At 72.7% G+C, this 589-nt stretch carries 1 pseudogene; it reads left to right on the forward strand.

Going from position 1 to position 589, the window contains the following annotated elements:
* Nucleotides 1–102: 102 nt before the first annotated feature.
* Nucleotides 103–589, forward strand: a pseudogene (locus FV222_RS28645) (double-strand break repair protein AddB); the annotation flags it as partial.

Genomic DNA, 589 nt, shown 5'->3' on the forward strand with positions numbered 1-589 from the left:
CCCCCTATTTTTTTTTACACTCACACCCCGTAAACCACTACGGGCCCGGGGCGGGGGGGCGCGTTTTTTTTAATAACCGACCGCCGCGGCGCGGGGCGGCGCGGGCTGGCGGCGCTGCTGCCGCGGATGATCCCGCTCGGCGAGGCGGACGAGGCCGAGCTGGATCTCGCCGCGATGCCGCTCGTGGCGAACGCCGCCACCGGGCTCGACCCCGAGATGCAGAAGCTGGAGCGCCGGCTGATCCTCGCCCGGCTGGTGCAGTCCTGGGCGCAGGCGGTCGATCGCTCGCTGCTGCCGATCGACGAGGAGGTGCCGTTCCTGGTGCCGGCCTCGCCCGCCGACGCGGTGGCGCTGGCCGCCGACCTCGAAGGCCTGATGGACGCGCTGACCGTCGAGGGGCTGCCCTGGTCGGAGATCGCGGGCGCCGTCGAGGCCGAGTATTCGCGCTATTTCGGCCTGACCCTCGACTTCGTGCGGATCGCCGCCGAGAACTGGCCGCGGATCCTGGCCGAGCGCGGCCTCACCGATCCGGTCTCGCGCGCGCGCGACCTCGTCTTGGCGGAGGCCGCGCGGCTGACCCGCGCGCGGC

It is taken from the genome of Methylobacterium sp. WL103, from assembly GCF_008039885.1.
GTDB lineage: Bacteria > Pseudomonadota > Alphaproteobacteria > Rhizobiales > Beijerinckiaceae > Methylobacterium > Methylobacterium cerastii.